This window comes from Ignavibacteriales bacterium (assembly GCA_026390815.1).
Lineage (GTDB): Bacteria > Bacteroidota > Ignavibacteria > Ignavibacteriales > SURF-24 > JAPLFH01.
This window is the reverse complement of record JAPLFH010000034.1, coordinates 1-24576: the sequence shown is the minus strand read 5'-3', so window position 1 is coordinate 24576 and position 24576 is coordinate 1. Positions and strand designations below refer to the sequence as shown.

Here is a 24576-nt window from a genome sequence, read left to right as displayed (position 1 = left end):
ACTATTTTTTTGAATTGCTTACTAATTGCTTCTTGATAGAGCATCTTTCCTTTTCTACTGTAGAAAACAACTTCATCAGGATAATGAGAAGCAGAATTGAAACGCCTAAATAGGATTGATCTTACTTTCTCACTCATAGGAACAATTCTTTCTTTTTTGCTTTTTGTAAGAAAATCCTCTGTGCACTTTACTGTGATTTGTCCGCCACAAGCGGATTGAAAGAAGTCTATCCAATTCCACTGCATATTAACTAATTCACCAAGATGTAAACCGGTATAAAAGCCGACAGTAAAAATATTCTTCAGATGCTGGTATGATGTGTTCGCCAGGATAATGAGTAATTCATCTTCAGTAATAAAAACGGGAAATGTTTTAACAAGCTTTGGAAATTTTACTTTAGTAAATGGATCTACTGAAATATAATCCCATTCAACTGCTTTGTTTAATGCTGCTTTAAGTGTACGTTAATAATGGTGAGCACCCCTCCAAGTGCGTGTGAAAGTTGAATTGATAAATTTATCAACTGTTCTGGTATTATTACTATCCAACAGAACATCTCCACAAAAAAAAATAAATAGATTAAAAGACAAGGAAATTGAATAGATGTATTTTTTTGAATTGATAGGTTTTTCATATCCAAAATATTCCTCTTTAAATATTGAAAGGGTTGGATTATTTGTATTATCAGTTATTTGAGTTGTTGAATTAACAGCACTCAAGGGGTTTTCTAAAGTTATTTTGAATTCCTCAAGATATTTACAGGCTTCTTTTTTGTTATTCTTTTTTGTTGAATGAGTTGTTCTTTTACCATTAACAGCATAAACGATTTGGAAAAATGATGACTTGTTATTTTTCACTAAATACTTTTTTGAACTCCTTTTTTGTATGGACTATGTATGGAGTTACAAACAAACTCTTAGTTTTTGGGAAAAAATGCAGAATCGCAATGACTCTTGATCAGCAGGTCGCGGGTTCGAATCCCGCAGGGTGCACATTAGTGCGAGAAGAAGACCCTCCGCACTTTTTTATTTTAAATATTTGTGATATGAACATTTAGAATTTAGACTTGTTAATTATATATTTGAATTGGAAATGGCTTTGAATATGTATAATAATTCCAACTTTGTTTAATTAAAAAATGAATCTTTGTGATTAAAAAATATTATTTCATTTATATACTTGTTTTATTATTCTTCGGTTTGGGGTGCAAGCAGAAACTAACAAGTAGTTCTACTGGACTTAATGTCAAATTCAAATTTGTTTCTTCTGAGTATCAACAATATTTAGTGAATAGATTTATTTCTAAAGATTCTTCATTCCAAATTTCATCTTCAAAATTTGAATACTTTGATACTCTGAAATATTTTTATACCACCCGAAATTTTGAACCGCTTTATATAAAAAGTTTCGATGACAAACAATTTCTGGATTCTATAATGGTAGTTTTAAATAAAGTAGTAGAACATGGAATAGATCCAAATTTGTACAATTATGATTTGATAAAAGATGAATTTTCAAAAATCAGAAACAATAATTATTCTGCAAATTCAGAAAGGTATGCACATTTAGCAAATCTTGAACTTCTACTGTCAGATGCTGTTTTGAAGTATGCTTATCATATGAGATATGGGATTGTGGATCCCACAAAAATATTCCCGGAAAGTTATTTCTTGCCGATAGCAGATTCATCTAAAAAAGATTTATTTGCCCCGCTTAATCAAAAAAACACTTTTAAATATTTAGCAGAAATTCAACCTAAAAGTGAGCGTTATAAAAAATTACAATTAGCCCTAAATAAATTTCAAAAATTGAAAAACCTGGATTGGGGAATCCTTTCTGTAAATGACAATAAATTAAATCCCGATGAAAAAATTTCACGCTTAAAATCAATTGCAGAAAGATTATATTTATTGGGATTACTTGATACTTCAAAAATCGTTTTAAAAGATTTCAATGTTGCCGATTCTATCTTTGTTAAAGCTATTGCAAAATTTCAAAGCGTAAATGGTTTACCTGATAACGGAATTTTGAACAAGTTAACCATAGAAAAACTTAATACTTCTCCATTGGAGTATGTTGAGAAAATAAAATTAAATTTGGAAAGATTTAGGTGGACAAATTATTCTGACAGTACTCGTTACGTTTTAGTAAACATTCCTGATTTCAATCTTTCTGTTGTTGAAAACAAACAGGAAAAATTTAGAATTAAAGTATGCACTGGTAAAAAGAGACCGCTTAATTATGAAAGCCGGCTTAAATTATATGAAAAAACCAAAAACTGGCGAAATAAACCGAACGATTGGGAAACCCCTTTATTATATGGACAAATCTCTCATTTAATACTTAATCCAACCTGGACAGTTCCGCCAAGCATAATAAGAGATGAGCTTTATAGAAAATCAATTTCTGATTCAAATTATTTGCAGAAGCAAAACTTTAAAGTCTTTTTGAAAGGTAAGCAGGTAAGTTTAAATGAGTTGGACTTAAGTAAATATTCTCCGAATAACGTTCCGTTTGTTTTTGTACAAGATCCAGGTGCTGGAAATGCTTTAGGTAAAATCAAATTTATATTCACAAATAAATTTAATATTTACCTGCATGATACACCAACAAGAGCTCCTTTTTCATATACAAACAGAGCAGTTAGCCATGGATGTGTAAGAGTTGAAAAACCGTTGTTGTTAGCTGATTATATTTTGAAAGATAATTCAGATTGGAATATTGATTATATCAAAATTGAGATTGGTTCAACTATTGCGGATAAAACAAAAATTATAGAGTACAAACAAAAACGAAATGAACTTAGAAAATATGCCAGTTTTGGAAAAACTACCCAAGTAAAACTCGATAAAAATATTCCACTTTTTATTGATTATTTTACCGCCTGGGTTAACGAAGAAGGAATTGTAAATTTTAGAGATGATGTTTATGGCAAAGATAATATTTTAAAAAAATATATTTTAATTTCAAATTGAATTATCTAACTTCAATCACTACGCTTTCTGTTTTTAATCATCATAATTTACTCCAAATCATTGCCCGCATCATTAATTTTCTGTAAGTTTTTTTGTAAAATAAACGAATTCGAAAGGAAGTGATGAATAATTTCAAAGGACTTAAGCGGCACTCGTTTGTTCTGTTTCTATTTCTGATAACAATAATAACGGCACAATCAGATCAAAGAAGAAAAATGACAGTTGAAGACCTGACTGAAATCCGTGGAGTTTCTGAACCGCAGGTTTCTCCGGATGGAGATTGGGTTGCTTATTCTGTAAAAACGGATAATATGAAGGAAGACAAATCAAACTCTGATATCTGGATGTCAAATTGGGATACAGGAGAAGCCATTAGGTTAACCTTCAGCAAAGAAAATGAACATCTGCCGCATTGGAGCCCCGACAATAAATATATTTCCTTTCTTTCACTTAGAACGGATAGTGATGAAGTTGAACAACTCTGGATAATGAATCGGGTTGGTGGTGAAGCAGAAATGATCACCAATTTTAAAGGCAACATTATTGATTACACCTGGGCGCCTGATAGTAAAAGAATTGCATTTGTTGTAGAGGATCCGGATTCTATCGATGGAATTATTAAAGACGAAAAGAAAACTCCGAAACCAATTGAAATTAACCGGTACTATTTCAAAGAAGATGAAACAGGATATCTCCTGAAAAAACGGAAACATATTTATCTTTTTGATCTTGCTGATCGTAACGCAACATTACTAACTCCCGGAAAATATAATGAAGAACTACCATCTTGGTCTCCTGATGGATCAACCATTGCTTTTGTAAGTAAACGCAATGATGATTTTGATAGAAACAATAACTTTGACATTTATTTAATTGAGGCAAAAGCCGGAGCGGTAATCCGTCAGCTTACAACTTATGATGGTGCGGATGCAGATCCTGATTTCGATAGCCGTCTAGCCTGGAGTCCCGATGGAAAATACATAGCGTACATTCAAGGTGGACCAAAAGAATTGATCTATTATGCAGTTCAAACACTTGCAATAATTCCGGCTGCGGGCGGTTCCCCAAAAATTTTATTACCTAATCTTGATCGGAATCTTTCCCATCCAATTTGGTCGACAGATAATTCCTCAATCTATTTCCTGCAGGAAGATGACAGGAATTGTGATCTTGCAAAAATATCTTTAACCGATAATAAATTTGATCTTATTGTTCCAGGCAGACACACCATTAGTAATTTCGATTTACAGAAGGATGGAAAAATAGCGTATCTCTGTGGTACAACATTACAACCAGCAGAAATTTTTGCATTAGATGGAAAAAGCAACCGACAGCTTTCTTTTCAAAATCAAAAATTACTTTCGCAGCTTCAATTAGCTTCAACTCAAGAAATAAGTTTTAAAAGCAAGGATGGAACAACCATAAATGGATTTATTGTTAAACCACCGAATTATCAGGTAGGGAAAAAGTATCCGACTATTCTCAACATTCATGGCGGACCAACACAGCAGTTCGACAATGAATTTAATATTTCGTGGCAGTTGTTTGCTGCAAACGGTTATGTTGTAATCGGTGTTAATCCCCGTGGAAGTTCCGGAAGAGGAACTGATTTTGCTAAAGCAATCTTTGCAGATTGGGGAAACAAAGATGTTGATGATATTTTAGCTGCGGTTGATTATGCAATTGAAAAAGGAATTACAGATCCGGATAAACTTGGAATTGCAGGCTGGAGCTATGGTGGAATGCTTACAAATTACACCATTGCTAAAGATACAAGATTTAAAGCTGCTATCAGCGGGGCAAGTATTTCTAATATTTTTTCCGGTTATGGTACGGATATGTACATTCGCGAATATGAAATGGAACTTGGAACACCATGGAAAAATTTCGATACCTGGTTGAGAGTTTCTTATCCATTTTTTCACGCTGATAAGATTGTTACTCCAACTCTTTTTTTATGTGGTGAAAAGGATTTTAATGTTCCATTGCTAAATTCTGAACAAATGTATCAGGCTCTAAAAAGTTTGGGAAGAGATACCGAGCTAATAATTTACCCCGGGCAATTCCACGATATTTCCAAACCAAGTTACCAGGTTGATAGAATGCATAGATATTTGGAATGGATGGGAAAATATTTAAAGAAAAATGATTGAACGCTTGAGTGAAAATTTGATTGAATGAAATATTTTATTTAGGTTGCCGTTGTTTCAAATATATTTTAGTAAAGGCAACCAAGATGATAAATTCATTCCCGGCTTTTAAGAAAGTTACAACCCCATGCTGGTTAATTCTATTTTATTTTTTATCAACAGCAAATTTTACGTATGCACAACAAGCTAAAGATACAAACTGGGATTCCTGGATGTTTCTATTGGGTGATTGGGTTGGTGAAGGAGGTGGAGGTCCTGGACAGGGAGGAGGAGAATTTTCATTTTCGTATGATCTGCAAAGAAGAGTGTTGATCAGAAAAAATTTCGCTGAGTATCCTGCTGCTGAAGATAGACCTGCATTCAGACACGATGATTTGATGATCATTTTTCAGGAATCAGATGAAACAAAAGCAATTTATTTTGATAATGAAGGGCACGTTATTAATTATACGGTTTCATTTTCGGGAGATAAAGATACAATTACTTTCCTTGGCGAAGTAAAACCATCTGCTCCAACTTTTCGCTTATCGTACATTAAGGTTAAAAATGAAACCGTAAAAATTTTATTTGAGATTGCTCCTCCAGGAAAACCAGAAGCCTTTTCAAAATACATTGAAGCTTCTGCAAATAAGATTAAATTAATAAAATAGTAAAAGTGAAATTGGAGAAAATTTATTATGACTCGAGTAACTGGAATAGGCGGTATATTTTTTAAAAGCAAAGATCCGCAAAAAACAAGAGATTGGTATAATGAACACCTCGGCATTCAATCCGAAAGTTGGGGATACAGTTTCGAATGGAGAGAATTAGACAAACCGGAAATTAAAGGTTCCACAATATGGAGTCCATTTCCGGACAACACAAAATATTTTCAGCCAAGTGAAAAACAATTTATGATAAACTACCGTGTAGATAATTTATCAGAGCTATTGGAAGAACTTCGCAAGGAAGGAGTGCAGGTGATGGAGAAAACAGAGGAATCGGAGTTTGGAAAATTCGGTTGGATTCTTGATCCTGATGGAAACAAGATTGAACTTTGGGAGCCGCCTGCTTCAAGTTAATCCAAAGAGTTAGTTGATTTTTATTTTTGGATTCTGATTTTTCAATTATATAAAGAGGAATTAATGCAAAATCTTCATATAAAAAACACTAACCTGGAAATTTCCAGAATCGGACTCGGCTGTATGAATCTTGGCAAAACATGGAACCAGGAACCGTTAACCGATGATACAATAAAAAATGCCGTTGCGGTTATCAGAACAGCTTTAGATGAGGGAATTAATTTCTTTGACCATGCTGATATTTATACACGCGGTAAATCAGAAGAAGTATTTTCAAATATCTGGAAAGAAATACCATCGCTTAGAGAGAAAATAATTCTTCAATCCAAATGCGGGATTCGCTTTCCTGATGATCCTTACGAAGGCGCTCCGCACAGATTTGATTTCAGTTATGAACACATTACAAAATCAGTTGAAGGAATACTCAAAAGACTTAAAACAGATTACCTTGATATTCTACTGCTCCACCGTCCAGATCCGCTTATGGAACCAGAAGAAGTAGCCAAAGCTTTCTATGATCTTAATTCTTCCGGTAAAGTGCGTTACTTTGGTTTAAGTAACCATACTGGTTCCCAAATTGAATTGCTAAAAAAACAGGTACTTCAACCAATCCTTTTCAATCAAGTTGAGTTTAGTTTAATTCACACAGACCTGATGGATGAAGGAATTACATTCAACCAGAAAAATCCGACTCGTGGAATCAGAAATAATGGAACGATTGAGTATTGCAGGATGAATGATATAACAATCCAGGCTTGGTCGCCGCTTGGTAAGGGAAAACTTTTTGCCGATGTTATTCCAGATGAGAAAGTTAAAAAAGCTTCAGAAGTTGTAAACGAGATAGCGGGAAAATATAAAGTAAGTAAGGAAGCAATAATGATTGCCTGGATTCTCAAGCATCCCGCAAAGATTCAACCAATAGTTGGATCTACAAAAGCAGAAAGAGTTAAGGCATGCTGCCAGGCGGATTCCATTGAACTATCCAGAGAAGATTGGTATAAATTGTTTATTGCAGGAAGAGGAGAAGAACTGCCGTAATTTATAGTTTAGAGTGAAGAGTGTAGAATGGAGAGTATAGAACGAAGAATTTAGAGTGTAGAATGTAGAATGAATATTCAATGTAAAAATGATTTAATCTGACAATCGGAAATAATTCTTGTGGTTGGCTATTCGGATCCGGTTACGATTTGACAAAATTAATAATTTTATGAAAGAAATTTAGTTATGGAAGAGTTTAAAAGAATCTCTAAAATATTTTCTAATTTGTATAACGGTTCCTCCTGGATTGAAGTAACCATTCTTGGGACGCTGAAAAGTATTAGTTCTGAAAAAGCTTTTACAAAACCGGTTAACGGGCTTAATTCAATCTGGGAAATTGTAAATCATGTTGTAAGTTGGAGGGAAACTGTACTTAAAAGATTAAAAGGGGAACAAAAAATATTTCCGGACAACAATTATTTTGAAACAGTAACTGATAACTCAAACCAGGCTTGGCAACAAACACTTGATAGATTTGAGAAATCCAATTTAGAATGGGTGGGATTTTTTACAGAAATAAATGATTCAACATTTGCAAAACAATATGACAAGGTGGAATATTCATTCTTTGAATTAATTATGGGAATACTTCAACACGATACTTATCATCTTGGACAGATTGTTCTTCTAAAGAAAATAATAACATTACACGCATCTTAAATCAATTTCCTTCTTGATTTCCTCCTTTTTTGTTTTAAATTATAAATAGGGTTTTGGTATAAGTTTGTAATATTTCCAGATCAATTGACAGATCTATTTTATTCCTATGTTTTCAAACAATTTAGCAATAAAACAATTTGTCAATTTATCCTGTTCAAACGATATCAACCCTCTTACAACAAAAAAAATTTTTAAACTTAATAGAGGTGCAAAATGGCTTTAACTATTAGCAGTAATTTAAAACTTCCGGCTGATCAATATTTTCCAAACGTAAATAATAAAACGGGAATCTGTCTACATCATACTGTAGGCGGCTCGGCAGCTTCGAGCGTGGATTGGTGGAAACGCGATAAACAAATGGTTGGAACCGCATTCATTATTGATAGAGACGGAACAGTTTACCAGATGTTTGATCCGGCTGGATGGGCTTATCAGTTTGGATTAAAGTGGAAGGATCCTGATAGAATTATTTTCGAGAAGCGGTTTATAGGAATTGAACTTGCAAGCGAAGGCGGATTGCTTGAATCTGGTGGAAATCTCTATTGCTTCGATACTATTAGTCCACGCACATTAAAGGCACGCACTGAAGTGTATGATAATGGTCAGGCTTATCGAGGTTACCGGTATTTTGATAAATATGAACCAAAGCAGATTGATTCAGTTGTCCAATTGGTAAATCAGCTAACTCAAACATTCAATATTGAAAAGAAAATCCCGCGTAACTACACAGCTTTTTATGGGCAACAGCTAAAAGATTTTAAAGGAATAATCGGTCACGTAAATATTCGCGAAGATAAAAGCGATCCTCTGCCGGATAATTCTTTTTGGCAAAGAGTAATTAACGAATGCGGTTTGCAACTGGTTGATGTTACAGCTACTTCACCCGGCTTACCATCAGCAGAAGCTCCGGCGGGATTAACTTCAGATCAGGTACAAAAATTATTTCAGGATAATGTGGCTCAGTTCAGTAAAATGAATCGCTCGGCAGGAAATATGGTAAAAGGATTGTTATGGGAATTGCAGGATGGCGGAAGAAATACATATATTCGTTTGAAAGATGCTGTTCAGGATGGACACATTATTTTTTATGAATTGGTTCAAGGAGATCCAAAATTGATTGCCTTGGCAGCGCAGTCACTTGGATTCAAGAGTTGGGAAAATAATCGTTTGGAGGTTCATGATGCTTAAATGGGTTGCTATCGTATTAGGAATCCTGTTTGCAGGAAGCTTGATCTCGAATTATATTTTTTGGGGCAATTCAAAAAAGAAAATTGAAAAAGCCGAAAATGATTTGGCTGATTATAAAACTAAATATGCAATGGTTATTCAAAAGGGGGACAGCATTGAATCGGTTATTTCCGGATTGAAAGAGAAAGGGCTCGTATACAAACAGAAGATTGACAGTTTAGAAACGGCTGTTACCAATTTAAAAGTTGAAAACGTTAAACAGCAAACTAAGATTGCAAATCTATTTGAGCCTGATGAGCTGGTTGATGAAATGCGTAGTTCATTTCCCGAATTGAAAACCGCACCGATTGGAGTTGCCCGGGTTCCTCATCCTGTAACTGGTTTTATGATTAGAACATTTCAAGTACCAATTCAGTTTGTCGCCACGTTCATTTCTGATCACAAAGAAGTTGATAATTTTAAAAAACAAATAGCTGCTTTAGGTGAAGTTAATTATACATATAAAAATTATGTTGCACTCAAAGATTCAATCATAACTTTAAAGGAACAGAAAGCGGAAGCCTATAAACAAGGATTGGATTATGGACTTAAACGTTACGAAGATTTGATGAAAGAATATATTGGTACATTAAAAAATCCACCAAAGATTGAATGGCCGTCAGTTACATCAATCATAGCTGCAGGTGCTGCTGGTGTTGCGGCAGGTGTGCTGATAAAGAAATGATTTAACCGGATCTTGAATGAATAATTAATAAGAATGCGATCTTAACTTTGAATCGTTGACTTTTAATTGGTCCCTTGGTTATCCAACATTCTTAAGAATAAATTTATGGTTGGATAAATTCCCGCGCTACTTATTTTGTGATTTCTAAATTAAAACTCTCGTACAATTCACCACCATCAACCGGGTGTAGCTGAGGATTAATATCAAGCTTTTCCGGATAATCGTATTTTAAATTATAAATTACTACTAACGAATCGGTCCTGGAATTTTGGATTATTCCAAACAGGGAATCTATTGATAAAAAATTTTTTGATGCGGGATATAAAATGATGGTTGAATCAGAGAGTTTCATCACCGAAGAAACTGTATCGGACTGAACAGTAATTCTCATTCTTTCACCACCATAAAAACAAAAACAAGAACGAGTCTGTTCAATTGTGTAATTGTGAATGTTAAAAGAACGCCACTGTTCAAAAGGTGTTATGGGAACCGGTTCTGTAGATTTTTCTTTACACCCAAATAGTATGAGCATTAAAATTGCAAAACGAAGTGTTCTTTTCATAAGCAAATCTATTTAGCCAGAATAATGTGGACTCTGGAAAAACAAGCTGGGAAATTTGGATTTTCTTTAGAGCCAGCTTTGGTGTATTAACTGTTAACTTCCTTCTCTAAGATTTTTAAGTTTTTTTCTATGAGCAATTATTTCTGCATTCACATGAAAAATCAAATCTTCAGCAATGTTTGTAGCGTGGTCTGCCAAACGTTCAATATGCCGGGTTAAAACAATAAGATGCGCACCTGGTTCAATTAGTGTTGGCTCAGCTTGCATTTTAGCAATGAGAAACTTAAAAATACTTTTGTTCAGCTTATCAACTATTTCCTCTCGACTTAAAACTTTTTCAGCTTGTCCAATATTAAGATTTACAAAAGAATCTATTGCATCCTTAACCATTTCTTTGGCATGCTTCCCCATATCTAAAATCTGCGATTCAATTATAAGTTGATGATGCTCGCCTGTTTTTTTTACACGCTGAGCAATATTTACCGCAATATCTCCGCATCGTTCTAATTGATTGTTAATCAATAGTGCAGACATAATAAATCTCAGGTCGGTAGCAACCGGCTGGAATAAGGCAAGAATATTTTCGCACTGCGTAAGCACTAAATTATCATACGCATCTATTTCCAGGTCTCTGGCTTTTATCCCGCGGCAAAGTTCAATATCCCCTGTTTCTAAGGCGTTGATAGCTCTCTCAACCTGTTCATCCACAAGAGATGCCATTTTAATTAAATTAGTTTTTAATCCCTCAACTTCTTTGATGAAATGTTCCTGCATGATTTTTTCCTATACTTTTTATTTAAGCGGTTGCAGATTCTAATTTTATTTAATCAGTTGTTATAACAAAAATATTTGCTGTTAAGTTAATAGATAATTATTAATAATTCCATATTGAAAAAATAATAGCTTAAAACTAACGAAGTTGCTTCATCTGGTATTTTTATAAAAGCTGAAATTTCCTTGTTTCATTTAAATAAAAAGGTTTTGTGTTATTCAATAAAAATTTTCTAAGTTTACGAAGTTAAAATAAGTTAGTGGGTACACAATGTTTAAATTTTTACTGCCAAAAGAAGAAAAGTATTTTGAAGATTTTAATATAATGGTAGCTGCTGTTACTGAAATGGCGGACATGGCAAAGGAATTCTTTAACAAGGCTGTTTATGATGATGAAATAATTCTAAAAATTACTGCTTTAGAAAAACGCTGTGATGAAATTTCCCAAAAGGTTATAAAAAAATTGAACCGTAGTTTTTTAACTCCCTTTGACCGTGAAGATATTTATGATTTAATCCATACCTTAGAAAAACTTAGCGACTCAATTTATGCTGCTGTAACCAGAGTAAAAGTTTACAATTTTACTCAGCATTTAGATGTTGCTGATAAACTATTGCAAATTGCAGGACTTCAATTAAAAGAAATTCATTTATCTATTGTTGAACATAAGTTAAAGCAAACAGATGGACTTAAAAATGTAAAAGATTATGAAGAAGAAGCTGATAATATTTATCGGGAAGCAATTTCATTATTGTTCCGGGAAGAAAAAGACGCCATCGATTTAATGAGAAAGAAAGCTATTATTGATGCTTTGGAAACGGTTACCGACAGATGCCAGAATATTGCTGCCGCTGTTATGACAATTGCTTTAAAAAATAATTAAACACTCACAAAAGATTTTTATGACAATTCCCTTTATAGATATAACCATTCCCACCATTGCTGTAATTATAATAGCTTTAGCTTTTCTTTTTGATTTTTATAACGGGATGCACGACGCAGCCAACTCAATTGCTACAGTTGTGGCTACTAAAGTTTTATCACCCTTTCAAGCTGTAGCCTGGGCAGCTTTTTTTAACTTTGCCGCTTTGTTTATTTTTGGATTAAGTGTTGCCGCTACTATTGGCAAAGGTTTAATCGACACTTCTGTATTGGACAATACACTTATTTTGTCGGGATTAATTGGGGCTATTATCGTTGCTGCCGGTTCTACTCATCTTGGAATTCCTTTAAGCATCTCACATTGTTTAATTGGTGGTTTAGGTGGGGTTGCTGTAATAAAAGCTGGCTTTGGTGCGTTGATTGCCTCCGGTTTTCTAAAAGTTATTGCATTTATTTTTATATCACCACTACTTGGATATATTTTTGCAGGAGTGTTTTCTGTTGTTACAATTTGGATTGTAAGAAATATGGCTCCAAGAAAAGTAGATAAAAATTTTAGAAAATTACAATTACTATCAGCCGCCTTATATAGTCTTAGTCACGGTTCTAACGATGCACAAAAAACTATTGGTTTAATTACCATGGTTTTAATTGCCAATAATGTAATTCAGCCAGCTTCCCATCCACCTTACTGGGTAGAATTTACCAGCTACACAATTATTGCAACTGGAACTTTATTAGGCGGATGGAAAGTGATAAAAACACTTGGTATGCGTATGACCAGGCTAACTCCATTTAGCGGATTCAGCGCAGAAACATCTGCTGGTTTAACAATCCTTTTTGCCTCGGCTATTGGTGTTCCGGTAAGTACAACTCAAACGATTTCCGGAGCGATTGCCGGAGTAGGAGCAATCAGAAGTACGCGGGCGGTAAGATGGAAACTTGCCAGGAATATAATTTGGGCTTGGATTCTAACAATTCCTCTTTCCGCAACTTTTGGAATAATAGCTTATAAGATATTTTTATTTTTAAATATCTAACCAGCAATTAATCTCTTTACCCGTTGCATAATTCTTAACAATATTATAAGCTAAAGTATAAAGCAATTGAGTATTCCGATTTTTTCTCAAATGATCTTCTTATTGAAATTAAGATTTAGTATTTGAAACAGATGCTGTTTATATTTGAAATAAAACTTTCAAACTATGGATCCAATCAACATAATTTTGGGGATAAATCTGTTGGCAACTTTCGGAGCAAATTTTTCCGGTGCCGCCAAAGGAATTAAAACTTCTCTTACAAATGTTAAAGAACGACCTAAAACTTTTCTTCAAAAACTGCCGCCAAATCTTTCGGTTGTAATTTTAGTTTTAGTAATTGCTTCAATTTTTCAGTTGGGTACACTTGATTATTCCAAATACCAATCTTTTTTTAATTTTAGATTGGTTGGATTGATCGTTTATCTCATCTTCTCCTGGTTCCAAATTTGGGCTTACAAGTCGATGGGAGAAAATTATTCAAACGAAATTATTATTATGAAAATTCATAAACTGGTTAAATCCGGTCCATTTAAAATTGTTCGTCATCCTTATTATCTAGGACAAATATTAACAGATTTGGGTGGTGCTGTTGCGTTGTTAAGTTATACAGTTTTTCCATTGGTTATTATAGAAATTCCCCTTCTTATAATGCGTGCTATTTTTGAAGAACGATTAATGGCAAAGCATTTTAAGGATGAATTTACAGCGTACAAGAAAAAATCTGGCTTCCTAATTCCATTCATCGGATAAAATATTTAACAGATATGAATTTCAAAGCAATTCTATTAATCTTTTTTTGTTCGCTCATTTCAGTCTTTGCACAAAAGTCGTCTGTAGAATTAAGTATTTCCGGCGATGCCTATTTATTTCCATCTGTAAATAAAAAAGGGATAGATTTCATTTCCGTTAAAAATCTTTCGGAAGCTTTATCCGCTCCCAGCTTATTTAATCCAGCCGTAAAGAAAATGGAAATCAGATTTCCGGATTACATTATTAAATTTACTGCAAGAAATCAATTTGTTATTCTAACCTCAGAAGCTGATAACAAACAACAAAGCTACCAAATGCCGGTTGCTGCTTTGCTTTCAGCGGATGATATTCTTATTCCAATCCAGTATTCTACAACTTTCCTTTCAATAGCCTGTGGCAAAGAAATTAAAATTGCAAAACAAAGTGTTGGTGATGCAATTGCTGAAAATAAAAATGAAAAAGTTGAAGAAGAAAAAAAGGAAGATAAAACTGAATCCACGGAAATAGAAAAACCATCATACAATGTTTCCGGAATTTCTCTTAATGTAAAAACGAACGGAACACTGGTTAGGATAAAATCCAACAAGAAAATTGGAAAATTTAGTCAATCAATTATTGATGGAGTTTTGTTCCTTAATATCATTGGAATTAATTTAGATGAAGAAAAAATCAATTCAACTGAACCATCCGGATTAGTAAAAAAAATTGCAGCTAAAAACACTCAGAACAATTCCCAAATTGAATTTGAACTTGGAGAAGGTTATTCAGTTTCAGAAGCAATCCGTGTTGAAAAGAGTAACGATTTGTTAATTACAATTCACAATAAATTATTTTCGAATCCAACAGCAGAAAAAAACAAAGAGCGATGGAAGTTTGACGCTGTGGTTATAGATGCCGGGCACGGTGGTAAAGATCCCGGTGCAATTGGATTAAATGGAGTTGAGGAAAAAAAAATAAATCTTGCCATTGCACTTAAACTTGGTGAGTTGATAGAACATCATTTAAATGAAGTAAAAGTAATTTACACCCGCTCATCTGATAAGTTTATTGAGTTATATAAGCGCGGAAAAATTGCCAACGAAAAGAATGGAAAACTTTTTATTTCTATTCACTGCAACTCAACACCGCAAAAGCCAACCCACATAAGCGGATTTGAAGTTTATCTTCTTAGACCCGGAAGAACAAGAGAAGCGATTGATATTGCACAAATGGAAAACAGTGTAATTAAGTACGAGGATAATCCAAAACGTTACCAGGAATTAACTGATGAAAATTTTATTCTTGTAACAATGGCTCATTCTTCTTTTATGAAATACTCCGAAAAATTCTCTGATATTCTGAACAAAGATTTTTCTGAAAAGGTCAACCTTCCTTCAAACGGAATAAAGCAAGCGGGTTTTTATGTGCTGGTAGGAGCTTCTATGCCAAGTGTTTTAATTGAAAGCGGGTACCTTTCCAACAAGAAAGATGAGACTTACTTGAACAGCAAAAGCGGACAGGAAGAAATTGCTGAATCAATTTTCAATTCAGTTAAAAAGTTTAAAGAAGAATATGACAATGAGATGAAAGCAGTAAACTAAGAATTACGAATGACGAGTTATGAATTATGTAGTCAGTAAAAATATTATGCGTAAAATTACGGAATCGGAGAAGGGGGGAAACGGAGAACCGGAGATCCTCGATTCTCAATTGCTTGTTTCCGGTTCGTCCGTCTTATGAATTACGAATGAAAATTATTTTGACCAGCCAATTGTAAAACCAAGTCCAAAAATATCATGCTCGCCGCCATTTTTACTTTTTGTAAGACATACTTTAAGCTGCATACCTATATAAGGTTTCCAAAACATCCAGCTTATTTCAAATCCATATTTTAATAAATGGGAGGGATAATCTTCCGTACCACTAGTTAAATTAATTCTGTAAGAGTATCCAGCATAATATTCAAATATGAAGATCCCTTTGCGTCCATTACCAAAAACTATTAATGCATCAAGATCGGAAAATGGAGAACCCTCGACTTCTCCACCACCGTCTGCAAATGCAAAATGAAAAAAATGAGAAACACTAACTCCTGCACGATATTGGAGGAAGCTGTTCCTAAATTTTAATAATTCAAAATCTGCAAACAAACTCGCATTGTTTACGACAAAGAACGGAATTAAATCCAAGTGTATGTTATTCAACGGAATTGCAAAGTCAGTTGAATCATTTTTAAGAATATGATTATCTTGTGCTAATTCTGCTTTACAGAAAAGTACAAATAAAATAAATCCAATTATAAATTTCTTATCCACCTGGATTCTCAAAAAAAATAAGATGTTTAATCAATCCACCAAATCATTCCCTTGTGCATCTTTGTTAATATTGCCAACCAGAATTAATATGCCTTCAACAAATCCCCAAAGGTAACCTATTCCACAAGTAATGATTGTAACTACAATCTGGATAATTCCTATTCCGGTATAACCAAGATAAAAGCGGTGGATACCAAATCCGCCAAGGAAAATACCGAGGATGCCAGCAACTATTTTGGATTTTGCATTCGGTGGGGAAACTTTAGCTAATCGAACACCACATTTAACACAAATCTCTGCGTGTGGATTTGTTTCTGCACCACAATACTGGCAGTTTTTTATTCCTTTTAATGGATGAACACCACAACTTACACAAATAACTGCTTGTGGATTAACTTCTTTGCCGCAATTTCTGCAAAACATAAACACCTCTTTTAATTTATTATTCAAACTTTTAGACGGAATTTAACACTTCTAAGTTCATAAACAAAAAATAATTATGGAGCAAGAATATTAAATGGATAAACCGGTATATTTCTTAAAATCCAAAATACCAAAATGGAAATTAACAGAGACCAAAGGTAAACTGGTTTTATATATTTTCCTTTGGACGGTTTCTTTGTTATTTCCCTGATAAAGAAGAGAGCTAAACTATAAGCCAAAAATGGAATAGATAAAACCATAAAGAAATTATAATCCAAAGCTTTTAGAACATCACCATGAATTATTGCATAACATCCACGCAGGCTTCCACAGCCCGGGCAGTATAAACCAGTAATAGAATGAAAAGGACAACGTACAAAATATTTTAGATCATTTGGTGAGGCAAAAAAAAGAATTCCGCAAAAACCAACTACACAAATCAACACGATGAAAGGTTTAGCAATTGAATATTTGGTAAACATATTTACACCGCTTGATCAAATCCCGGAAAGAGAATTGTTATTCCAAGCAACAAGTAGAACACTAACCAAATTATTATTATTGTTAACGCAACTCCAAAAGCAATCCAGCACCAGGTTTTTGCTTTTTGCGAAAAATATTGTGCACCAGGAACATCACCGAGAATTAACCTGGAATTTACCCGAGCAGCAAATATTATTGCGGGAATTCCAAGCGGAAGACAACAAAAAATAGTAACTAATATTGCCTGGGCTAAGTAAGTTGGAACATACGATTTTAATTCCATCTTAACCTCTGAATGTTTTAACTATCGGATTAATAATCACAAAATCTTTTGAAAATCCTTTCCTAAAATTCTTTTCGAGTTCAAAATTGCATCACTGTTAGAAGCAAAAAAAACTATCGGTACTGTAATCCACAATATTTTAATATCAAGCAAAAAATTCTTGTTTACATCATAATACTTTTCAAGGTTTATAAGATTTTCAATTCCCTTAGTTCTATCACCGCTTATTTGCCATAAACCTGTAATTCCAGGTCTAGATATTAATTTACTGCGCAGGGCATAATATGAAGGTTGCTCTATCTTCATTTTTTCTAAATCGCTAACAGAAAAAGGTCGGGGACCAACTATACTCATTTCCCCTTTAAGTACGTTTATAAGCTGTGGAAGTTCATCTAATCCGGTCTTTCTTAGCCACTTTCCAAAACTTGAAACATATTTTTCCAGATCATCTTTTAGAAAAATATCTATTGAGTTAAGTTGTTGTGAATTTGAGTTTTTAAGTGTTCTTAGTTTATAAAGCTTAAATAAATTCTTTTCTAAAACTAAGCCGCGTGTTTGAGAATAAATCGGTGATTGCGCAGTTTCCAACCACAGTATACAAGCGAACAGCAATAAGAATGGGAAAGAATAAAATAAAAGAACCAAGGCAAATATCAGATCAAAAATCCTCTTGATAACATTGTAGAAAACTATTTCTTTTTTATTTGACATCATAAACTTCAGCATTTAATCAATAATAAAAAAAATGATGCGTGAAAATACTATAATTATAAAATTAATCCGAATTAAATTATTTCATAGAAGGCATTCCCATTGCTTCCCATTCTTCTTTGGATGGACCGTAAATCCCCAGTACTTTTAATCCAGCCTGCCGCATTAGCACAGTAATTTGTGCACGATGATGAATTTGATGGTTTACCAACACTTTAAGTGTTTGACCATTTTGCCACATCTCACCATACATGTCCGCTTCATTTAAGAGAGAACCGTCATTCCACTTTTTTGTAATTTCAGACAAAACAGATTTTGCTGCTTTGTCATAAGCCGAAAGAATTTCTTCTGCAGTACCAGGAACCGGTGTATCTTCGCTTGGAGAATCTGTGTTCAAACCCACTCTTGTCATCATTTCTCCAACGGAAGTTGTAATGTGCCAGGCAAGCCGTCCAATAGATCTTCCTTCTGGTAAAACCGATTGAGCAAGTGATTCATCTGTCAACGTAGAAAAAATCTTTAGTGTTGAGTCGCTTTCAAACTTCCAATCCTTCTCAAAATCAGAAACTTTGTAGTACATAATAATTCCTAGAATTAATTTCAAAATTTGCTGAGTTAATCTAACTCATTTTTGATTCTAATTCTATTAGTCCAGATAAATTTTTCGCTTGTTTTCAGGTTCCACCGTCATTATATTCGGAGCAAAAATTCCGAATATAAAAAGAGCCAAATGAAAAGAAATATTGTTAACATAAATGAATCCAGATGCGATGGCTGCGGTCTTTGCATTCCAAACTGTGCAGAAGGTGCATTACAAATAATTGATGGAAAAGCAAGATTGATAAGTGATTTGTTTTGCGATGGACTCGGTGCCTGTTTAGGATACTGCCCACAGGATGCGATTACAATTGAAGAACGTGAATCTGAACCGTATGATGAAAGAAAAGTTATGGATTATATAATTAAAGGTGGCAGGAATGTTATAGCTGCCCATTTAAATCATCTTTACGCTCATAAAGAACTTGCTTATTTGCAGCAAGCGATAGAATATCTTGAAGCATTAAAAATTGAAGTACCAATGGAGTTATATAAATCAGAAAAGAAAATTGAAAGCGGCTGCCCCGGAAACAAAGCTACCGAAATAGAAGTCGGAAATGCATCCATTGGAAATAAAGAAAACCGGACTTCTATGTTAAAGCATTGGCCAATACAACTTCATTTGATTAATCCTCTCGCAATTCATTATCAAGGCGCAGATGTTTTGTTAGCGGCAGATTGTTGCGCATTTTCTGCGGGAGATTTCCATAGTAATTTCCTTGCTGGTAAATCACTTGCAATTGCCTGCCCCAAACTTGATTCCGGCAAGGAAATATATCTTAAAAAGCTTTCATCAATGGTTGAAGAAGCCAACATTAAATCTTTAACGGTTATGATAATGGAAGTGCCATGCTGCCGTGGATTGCTTCAGTTGGCGCAGCAGGCAATCAATTTATCAGGAAAGACAATTCCGCTTAAAGTAATTATGTTAAGCATTCGTGGAGAAGTTTTAATGGAAGAAGAAATATAAAAATTAACTTTTCTTCAATTTCAATTTTATTAAGTTGTAAGAAAAGCAGGTTCATCTTATATTTTAAGTGGCTTTTCTTAACAACAGGTATAGGATTATGACAAAATCTCAAATATGGGTCGCATCTTTATTAGTTCTATTTTTACTTCTTTTTGGTCTTTCCCAAATAACAAAGAAAGAACCAAAGAAAGAAATTGTGGGCAGCTATATGGGTGGAGAAAAGCCCGCTCAAACTAGTGAACAGACCGCCCTGACATTAATTAAAAGCAATGGTTGTACATCCTGCCATGGTTCCGATCTTAATGGAAGCACTCTTGGTCCAAGTTTAATTGGATTAAAACAATTTTGGTCCAGCAGGGATGATTTAATTAATTATTTAAGAAATCCTTCTTCATTTATGGATAAAGACAGATTTAAAAATTACCAGGAAAAATATTCTTCTGTGGTTATGCCGCCTTTCAATAATCTTGATGTAAAAGATCTTGGAAAAATTGCAGATTACTTGCGAGGATTATAAAAACATAAAACTGGAAACTTGATGTGGGATAAAAATAAGATATGCTTAAACACTATTATGAATATGGAATATGTAATATTATTTTGTACCTTATTATTGTTTGGGTGTAATGATAATCTTACCGCACCAAATGATGAAGAGTTTTCAAACTATGAAATATTGACGAAGTTCAATTGGAATATTAAAAGTATTGTAACTAAGTATGGTACTGACAATCCAGATGAAAATGTGCCGGATAAGCAAATAACAAAAATAGATTCTGGCAAAATTATCCAAGGTGAAATAAAGTTTAATAAAGATAGTACGATTACTTTAAATAATACCGCTATGGAATTTTATTTTTATAATTATGAAGAATTTAGCTGGGAATTGTCCGGAGATAAGTTTATTAGATTTAAAAAATATGATGTCTTTGGAAATCAAATTCAAAGTTTTGGATACAACGTTAGATTTGTGAACAAATATATAATGGAGTGGTATATTGCAGGTATTGGTATTGAAACTGGAGATAAGCGCGTGATAATTATTACTATTTATCATAATTAAAGTATCAACCGCCAATCAAACCACCCACTTCGTGCACGTTAAGGTTTTTAGATTTTGGTATTTATCAACGTTGTTCAACAAACTTGTTCAATATAGCTCTTCCAATTAATTAACTTGCCTTCACTACGGTTAATTTAGTTTATTTACTAATAATGCAGTATCTCTGTTTTGGATGACAGCCCATCCTTAAAACCGATATCTCCAATCAAGCTCCTTTACAAATTACGCTACAGTTACTTCTTTACACAAATAAACATCCTGAATTATATTCACCAACTTTACGCCTTCACTCATTGGTCGCTGAAAAGCTTTTCTTCCGCAAATCATACCCATACCACCTGCGCGTTTATTAATTACAGCAGTCTTTGCTGCGTCGGCAAAATCGTTTGCCCCGGAAGCACCACCGCTATTTATTAAGCCGGCTCTTCCCATATAATTATTAATTACCTGGTAGCGCGTAAGATCAATTGGATTGTCAGTGGTTAATTCAGTATAAACTCTTTTATCAATTTTTCCATAAGACGAATTTCCCATGTTCAGCGCTGTATAACCGCCATTATTTTCCGGAAGTTTTTGTTTGATAATATCTGCTTCGATAGTTACACCAAGATGATTAGCCTGACCAGTTAAATCTGCAGATACATGATAATCCTTATCCTTTTTAAATTCCGGGTTTCTTAAATAGCACCAGAGGATTGTAACCAATCCAAGCTGATGTGCATGCTTGAATGCTTCGCTTACTTCAATTATTTGTCTTGCGCTTTCTTCGGAACCGAAATAAATTGTAGCGCCAACTGCCGCGGCTCCCATTTCATAAGCTTGTTCAACTCCTGCAAAAAGAATTTGATCAAACTTGTTGGGATATGTTAAAAGTTCATTATGGTTTATTTTTACAATGAATGGAATTTTATGAGCATACTTCCGCGAACAAATTCCCAGAACTCCAAGTGTAGAAGCCACTGCATTGCAGCTTCCTTCAATTGCAAGTTTAATAATGTTTTCAGGATCAAAGTAAATCGGATTTTTTGCAAATGATGCACCAGCGGAATGTTCAATTCCCTGGTCTACCGGAAGAATTGACAAATACCCGGTTCCAGCCAGCCGCCCGGTAGAAAATATCCACTGAAGATTTTTCAACACATTAATGTTTCTATCTGAATGATAAAATATCCGGTCAACAAAATCGGGACCTGGAAGATGTAATTGATCATTGGAGAATTTTGCTTTGTAACTTAGTAAAGCATCTGCATCTGCACCAAGGAATTGTTTAATTTTCTCTATCATATTTCCTCCTTCAAAAAAATAAGAATAGGTTTCATTTCGCTTAAAATATAAACAAATAAAATGATTAACTGAAAAGGAAATAATAATGTTTACGTCAAACGACAAATGTCAAACGTTAAACGTCAGAACTAGAAGGAGAAATTGGATCAAGCATTCAACATTTATCAGCTCACGTTTAACACTACAATAGTTTTTTTGCAAAGGGCTTGCATAGCTTGTAGAAATAATTTGGATTTCAGGAAAACCAAAGGGGAAACAGTTTTGCTGCTTAAATAATTTATCAATTCAACAATTTAACAATGCATTTAATAAAACTGCCAATTCTTCCAGCCTCAAAAAATTTGTCCTATAAATTAAAAATTCAAATCGGCAGGTTCGTTATTTAAAACTCTTGCTTTAATTATTTTTTGCTTAATCTCATTGGACCAATTTTTTATCCACATGATATTGCTTTCGCTTGATAAAGTTTCCTGGGCTATTCCTATTTTAAGGCGGTAACTGTATTTTTTAAATACTGCTTCTAATGCTTCGGAAAGTTTTTTCTGTTCAAACTTTTTTGCTGTTTGGATAATTGCCAATTTCCAATCATAATTGTTTTCCATTGGTACAACTTCATCTGCTTCCCTTAATACTCTTAATGCCTGCTCCACTTCATCATTTGATTTATGAAGTTCTCCTTCATAAATTTTAAAATACTCTAAAGTTTTATGGTCCTCATATTTTTTTATAAATTCTTCTATAATTGATAAATCATAGCTTTTAAGGAAAGGACGTGGATCCGGATCGATCACTCTTTTAGTTTTTGGTTTGGAAGAATTATTGTTTCGCCAGATGTTTATATAATATTCCTCTTTATCGCCGCGGATATCGGGCAGCACAAGAAAAGATCCCGTTCCTTTTCTTAGATCATAATATTCATACCAGGAAGGTAGTGTACCATACTCTTTATGGTTTTCTTTTATCTCCTTATATCCCATCCACTTCCACTCCATCTTAAAATCATAAAAATCTTCACTCAGCAAATAGTCCCGGTACATTTCAAATTCATCTTCTGTTATAGGAGGAATGAAAAGACAGTTTTCAATATTTTTTTCCCAGTATTCAAAATCAACTGTTACTTCTATTTCAGGAATTTTAATTACCTCAGCCCGCCATTGGCACTCCAGGTCGAAAAGTTTTTTTCTCTGGATTTCCCAAAGACGTTCTTCGGCTTCAATTTGTCTGCGGAGGAAAGCGTTCTCATAACACTTATTTATCATTTCGCCATAGCCAATGTACCGGGCTTTCTTTATGGCATAATTCTCAATAAATGCTTCTACACTAAGTGGATTATAATTTTTAAAAAAATCCTGGTAGATGGGATTAGTTCTTAACTCATTTTTAATTTCCTGTAACATCTTTCCAGCTTCGCCTTGCGAATTATCATTTTCCTCATTTAGGGTAGATGAGAAATTTTTACCAATCGTATTTTGAATAGGGCTTTTCATAAAAATTCCTCACCAGAAAAATATTTGTATAATTGCTTCTTCTTATAATATAAAAAATTATAATTAAGATACTACCACCATATAAAATAAATTTTATAGGTGATATATTTAAGCTAAAAACACACTTTCCACAACGGTTTTAGGTCACATTTCATTTGTAATTCTTATTTAGAGATTCATTTTGTTTGATGCAATAAAAGAGCTTAACGATTCAAAATAAACTTCACTTTTCGAATGAGAACTAAATTTTTCTTATTTTGCGAACGAAATTATTTTTAAAAAGACAATTATAGAATTATGGATTTGGAACATCGGACATTTACCTGGAAAGATGAACTTCTAAATTGGCTTCCTTCAATCATAATGTTTCCAATTATGATCTATTGGATTGCTAACAGAGGACATTATGGTTTCATCGATAATGCCGACCTGATTATCCACGAGGGCGGACACTTGATTTTCATTTTCTTTGGGAAATTTATTTACACCGCGGGTGGTACTTTGATGCAAATTATCCTTCCATCTATTATCGCTTTTTATTTTTTCAGGAGTATGTATAAGACTGGAGTGCAGGTAGCGCTGCTTTGGCTGGGGCAGAATTTTATTAACATCAGCGTTTATTCTGCAGATGCGCGCGCTCATCAACTGCCCTTACTTGGCGGCAGTAAAGTTTATCACGATTGGACTTATCTTCTTAGTACACTTGGTATATTGGATTATGATATTGAAGTCGGCTACTTTTTTTTCGGAATAGCAATACTGATTTTTATTGTTGCATTAATACTTCCTAAATTTATGTATCAAGATTCTATTGTAGAATAGACTTTATTTAATTGAATCACTTTCCAAGCGGGATATATTTTTATCAGTTAAAAACCGAAGGTTATTCTTCAACAAAAAAAATGATTTTACTCCGGTAGAAAGATTTTGCCGCTTAGTCATTCAATACACCTATAAAACATCTATAAGCTAAAATTATTTTTAAAACGTTAGTACTTGTACCATGATTTTAAAATATATTTTTTGCTCTCAAAAACACTGATTACAAACCAAATACAAACTATTTAGAGCTATTTTAAAAAAGTGTCTCATAATGGTGCCCCAGAATGGAACAAAAAATTTAGTACTTGTACTAAAAACGCTCTGCAGATTTAGTACAAGTACCATTGACTTTTTACTT

At 33.8% G+C, this 24576-nt stretch carries 27 protein-coding genes and 1 tRNA gene; 17 read left to right on the top strand and 11 right to left on the bottom strand.

The window, feature by feature from the left end; all coding sequences use genetic code 11:
- Positions 1 to 464: 464 nt before the first annotated feature.
- A complete protein-coding gene (locus tag NTX22_11330; GenBank protein MCX6151109.1) occupies positions 465 to 857 on the bottom strand; it encodes a hypothetical protein in 393 nt (130 codons plus the stop codon).
- A 53-nt stretch (positions 858 to 910) separates the two neighbouring features.
- On the opposite strand from NTX22_11330, the gene NTX22_11325 reads away from it, so the two are divergent.
- The 9 genes from NTX22_11325 to NTX22_11285 all read left to right on the top strand — a co-directional run bounded on the left by NTX22_11325 (position 911) and on the right by NTX22_11285 (position 9796).
- Positions 911 to 989: transfer RNA gene (locus tag NTX22_11325), tRNA-OTHER, on the top strand.
- Positions 990 to 1286: 297 nt separating this feature from the next.
- Complete coding sequence (locus tag NTX22_11320) at positions 1287 to 2975, top strand: L,D-transpeptidase family protein (protein ID MCX6151108.1); 1689 nt, start codon at positions 1287 to 1289, stop codon at positions 2973 to 2975.
- A gap of 122 nt (positions 2976 to 3097) precedes the next feature.
- Positions 3098 to 5128, top strand: coding sequence for a S9 family peptidase (locus tag NTX22_11315; protein ID MCX6151107.1), 2031 nt, complete (start codon positions 3098 to 3100; stop codon positions 5126 to 5128).
- Between the two features lie 83 nt (positions 5129 to 5211).
- Positions 5212 to 5775 (top strand): hypothetical protein, encoded by a 564-nt coding sequence (locus tag NTX22_11310; protein ID MCX6151106.1) that lies wholly within the window; start codon positions 5212 to 5214, stop codon positions 5773 to 5775.
- A gap of 27 nt (positions 5776 to 5802) precedes the next feature.
- Entirely contained in the window at positions 5803 to 6186 is a 384-nt protein-coding gene (locus NTX22_11305) for a VOC family protein (GenBank protein MCX6151105.1), read from the top strand.
- Positions 6187 to 6249: 63 nt separating this feature from the next.
- Positions 6250 to 7224, top strand: coding sequence for an aldo/keto reductase (locus tag NTX22_11300; protein MCX6151104.1), 975 nt, complete (start codon positions 6250 to 6252; stop codon positions 7222 to 7224).
- A 186-nt stretch (positions 7225 to 7410) separates the two neighbouring features.
- Positions 7411 to 7884 carry a DinB family protein gene (locus NTX22_11295; protein ID MCX6151103.1) on the top strand — a complete coding sequence of 158 codons (474 nt, stop codon included), beginning with the start codon at positions 7411 to 7413 and terminating at the stop codon, positions 7882 to 7884.
- A gap of 213 nt (positions 7885 to 8097) precedes the next feature.
- Complete coding sequence (locus tag NTX22_11290) at positions 8098 to 9072, top strand: N-acetylmuramoyl-L-alanine amidase (GenBank protein MCX6151102.1); 975 nt, start codon at positions 8098 to 8100, stop codon at positions 9070 to 9072.
- Entirely contained in the window at positions 9062 to 9796 is a 735-nt protein-coding gene (locus NTX22_11285) for a hypothetical protein (GenBank protein MCX6151101.1), read from the top strand. Before NTX22_11290 ends, NTX22_11285 begins: the two co-directional genes overlap by 11 nt.
- Before the next feature lie 130 nt (positions 9797 to 9926).
- Here the strand turns inward: NTX22_11285 and NTX22_11280 are convergent, their stop codons facing one another.
- Positions 9927 to 10358 (bottom strand): DUF6174 domain-containing protein, encoded by a 432-nt coding sequence (locus NTX22_11280; protein MCX6151100.1) that lies wholly within the window; start codon positions 10356 to 10358, stop codon positions 9927 to 9929.
- A gap of 93 nt (positions 10359 to 10451) precedes the next feature.
- Positions 10452 to 11132 (bottom strand): phosphate signaling complex protein PhoU, encoded by a 681-nt coding sequence (gene phoU / locus NTX22_11275; protein ID MCX6151099.1) that lies wholly within the window; start codon positions 11130 to 11132, stop codon positions 10452 to 10454.
- 268 nt (positions 11133 to 11400) lie between these two features.
- On the opposite strand from phoU, the gene NTX22_11270 reads away from it, so the two are divergent.
- The 4 genes from NTX22_11270 (at position 11401) to NTX22_11255 (ending at position 15381) form a co-directional block, all read left to right on the top strand.
- Positions 11401 to 12012 (top strand): DUF47 family protein, encoded by a 612-nt coding sequence (locus NTX22_11270; GenBank protein ID MCX6151098.1) that lies wholly within the window; start codon positions 11401 to 11403, stop codon positions 12010 to 12012.
- Positions 12013 to 12031: 19 nt separating this feature from the next.
- The gene (locus NTX22_11265; protein MCX6151097.1) at positions 12032 to 13051 is read left to right on the top strand and encodes an inorganic phosphate transporter; all 1020 of its coding nucleotides are present in this window, start codon (positions 12032 to 12034) and stop codon (positions 13049 to 13051) included.
- Positions 13052 to 13252: 201 nt separating this feature from the next.
- Positions 13253 to 13801: an isoprenylcysteine carboxylmethyltransferase family protein gene (locus tag NTX22_11260; GenBank protein ID MCX6151096.1), complete on the top strand. Its 549-nt coding sequence runs from the start codon at positions 13253 to 13255 to the stop codon at positions 13799 to 13801.
- A 14-nt stretch (positions 13802 to 13815) separates the two neighbouring features.
- Positions 13816 to 15381 carry an N-acetylmuramoyl-L-alanine amidase gene (locus NTX22_11255; protein ID MCX6151095.1) on the top strand — a complete coding sequence of 522 codons (1566 nt, stop codon included), beginning with the start codon at positions 13816 to 13818 and terminating at the stop codon, positions 15379 to 15381.
- Positions 15382 to 15534: 153 nt separating this feature from the next.
- On the opposite strand, the gene NTX22_11250 is transcribed toward NTX22_11255, so the two are convergent.
- The 6 genes from NTX22_11250 to NTX22_11225 all read right to left on the bottom strand — a co-directional run bounded on the left by NTX22_11250 (position 15535) and on the right by NTX22_11225 (position 18575).
- Positions 15535 to 16095, bottom strand: a complete 561-nt coding sequence (locus NTX22_11250; GenBank protein ID MCX6151094.1) for a hypothetical protein — start codon at positions 16093 to 16095, stop codon at positions 15535 to 15537.
- Between the two features lie 30 nt (positions 16096 to 16125).
- Complete coding sequence (locus NTX22_11245) at positions 16126 to 16518, bottom strand: TM2 domain-containing protein (protein ID MCX6151093.1); 393 nt, start codon at positions 16516 to 16518, stop codon at positions 16126 to 16128.
- A gap of 74 nt (positions 16519 to 16592) precedes the next feature.
- Entirely contained in the window at positions 16593 to 17000 is a 408-nt protein-coding gene (locus NTX22_11240; GenBank protein MCX6151092.1) for a DUF2752 domain-containing protein, read from the bottom strand.
- Positions 17001 to 17002: 2 nt separating this feature from the next.
- On the bottom strand, positions 17003 to 17284 hold the full coding sequence (locus tag NTX22_11235) for a CD225/dispanin family protein (GenBank protein MCX6151091.1): 282 nt from the start codon (positions 17282 to 17284) through the stop codon (positions 17003 to 17005).
- Between the two features lie 36 nt (positions 17285 to 17320).
- Positions 17321 to 17998, bottom strand: a complete 678-nt coding sequence (locus tag NTX22_11230) for a sugar transferase (protein ID MCX6151090.1) — start codon at positions 17996 to 17998, stop codon at positions 17321 to 17323.
- Positions 17999 to 18074: 76 nt separating this feature from the next.
- Positions 18075 to 18575: a DinB family protein gene (locus NTX22_11225; GenBank protein MCX6151089.1), complete on the bottom strand. Its 501-nt coding sequence runs from the start codon at positions 18573 to 18575 to the stop codon at positions 18075 to 18077.
- A gap of 150 nt (positions 18576 to 18725) precedes the next feature.
- Between NTX22_11225 and NTX22_11220 the strand changes: the two genes are divergently transcribed.
- The 3 genes from NTX22_11220 to NTX22_11210 all read left to right on the top strand — a co-directional run bounded on the left by NTX22_11220 (position 18726) and on the right by NTX22_11210 (position 20625).
- Positions 18726 to 19562 (top strand): 4Fe-4S ferredoxin, encoded by an 837-nt coding sequence (locus NTX22_11220; protein MCX6151088.1) that lies wholly within the window; start codon positions 18726 to 18728, stop codon positions 19560 to 19562.
- Between the two features lie 97 nt (positions 19563 to 19659).
- Positions 19660 to 20079 carry a cytochrome c gene (locus NTX22_11215; protein MCX6151087.1) on the top strand — a complete coding sequence of 140 codons (420 nt, stop codon included), beginning with the start codon at positions 19660 to 19662 and terminating at the stop codon, positions 20077 to 20079.
- Positions 20080 to 20100: 21 nt separating this feature from the next.
- A complete protein-coding gene (locus NTX22_11210; GenBank protein ID MCX6151086.1) occupies positions 20101 to 20625 on the top strand; it encodes a hypothetical protein in 525 nt (174 codons plus the stop codon).
- Between the two features lie 222 nt (positions 20626 to 20847).
- On the opposite strand, the gene NTX22_11205 is transcribed toward NTX22_11210, so the two are convergent.
- Positions 20848 to 21909 (bottom strand): class I fructose-bisphosphate aldolase, encoded by a 1062-nt coding sequence (locus tag NTX22_11205; GenBank protein ID MCX6151085.1) that lies wholly within the window; start codon positions 21907 to 21909, stop codon positions 20848 to 20850.
- Positions 21910 to 22262: 353 nt separating this feature from the next.
- Positions 22263 to 23396, bottom strand: a complete 1134-nt coding sequence (locus tag NTX22_11200) for a hypothetical protein (GenBank protein ID MCX6151084.1) — start codon at positions 23394 to 23396, stop codon at positions 22263 to 22265.
- 297 nt (positions 23397 to 23693) lie between these two features.
- Here NTX22_11200 and NTX22_11195 point away from each other — a divergent pair, with 297 nt between their 5' ends.
- A complete protein-coding gene (locus tag NTX22_11195) occupies positions 23694 to 24218 on the top strand; it encodes a hypothetical protein (protein MCX6151083.1) in 525 nt (174 codons plus the stop codon).
- Positions 24219 to 24576: the final 358 nt, after the last annotated feature.